At 53.4% G+C, this 1283-nt stretch carries 1 rRNA gene; it reads left to right on the top strand.

Annotated elements, in window-relative coordinates:
- Positions 1 to 1234 (top strand): 16S ribosomal RNA (locus BLW33_RS13900); the annotation flags it as partial.
- Positions 1235 to 1283: the final 49 nt, after the last annotated feature.

Genomic DNA, 1283 nt, shown 5'->3' with positions numbered 1-1283 from the left:
ACGATGGGTAACCGGTCTGAGAGGGCGAACGGTCACACTGGAACTGAGACACGGTCCAGACTCCTACGGGAGGCAGCAGTGGGGAATATTGCGCAATGGGGGAAACCCTGACGCAGCAATACCGCGTGAGTGAAGAAGGTTTTCGGATCGTAAAACTCTTTTATTGGGGAAGAAGAAGTGACGGTACCCAATGAAGAAGTCCCGGCTAACTACGTGCCAGCAGCCGCGGTAATACGTAGGGGACAAGCGTTGTCCGGAATCACTGGGCGTAAAGGGCGCGTAGGCGGTTTTATAAGTCAGATGTGAAAGGTACCGGCTCAACCGGTGACGTGCATTTGAAACTGTAAGACTTGAGTACTGGAGAGGCAAGTGGAATTCCTAGTGTAGCGGTGAAATGCGTAGATATTAGGAGGAACACCGGTGGCGAAGGCGGCTTGCTGGACAGATACTGACGCTGAGGTGCGAAAGCGTGGGGAGCGAACAGGATTAGATACCCTGGTAGTCCACGCCGTAAACGATGATGACTAGGTGTTGGGGAAACTCAGTGCCGCAGTTAACACATTAAGTCATCCGCCTGGGGAGTACGACCGCAAGGTTGAAACTCAAAGGAATTGACGGGGACCCGCACAAGCAGCGGAGCATGTGGTTTAATTCGAAGCAACGCGAAGAACCTTACCAGGCCTTGACATCCTCTGACAATCCTAGAGATAGGACGTTTCCTTCGGGAACAGAGAGACAGGTGGTGCATGGTTGTCGTCAGCTCGTGTCGTGAGATGTTGGGTTAAGTCCCGCAACGAGCGCAACCCTTGCCTTTAGTTGCCAGCATTGAGTTGGGCACTCTAAAGGGACTGCCGTAGACAATACGGAGGAAGGTGGGGACGACGTCAAATCATCATGCCCCTTATGGCCTGGGCTACACACGTGCTACAATGGGTTGGGACAAAGGGAAGCGAAGCCGCGAGGTGAAGCCAATCCCATAAAACAACCCCCAGTTCGGATTGCAGGCTGAAACCCGCCTGCATGAAGTTGGAGTTGCTAGTAATCGCAGATCAGAATGCTGCGGTGAATGCGTTCCCGGGTCTTGTACACACCGCCCGTCACACCACGAGAGTTGGCAACACCCGAAGCCAGTGAGCGAACCGTAAGGACGCAGCTGTCGAAGGTGGGGTCAGTAATTGGGGTGAAGTCGTAACAAGGTAGCCGTATCGGAAGGTGCGGCTGGATCACCTCCTTTCTAGGGAGAAACAGGGAGTCATGGTACATTCTCTTTTGTGTGACCTTAA

This window comes from Eubacterium aggregans (genome assembly GCF_900107815.1).
In the GTDB taxonomy this organism is placed as follows: Bacteria; Bacillota; Clostridia; order Eubacteriales; family Eubacteriaceae; genus Eubacterium_O; species Eubacterium_O aggregans.
This window is presented reverse-complemented; position numbering and strand designations above follow the sequence as displayed.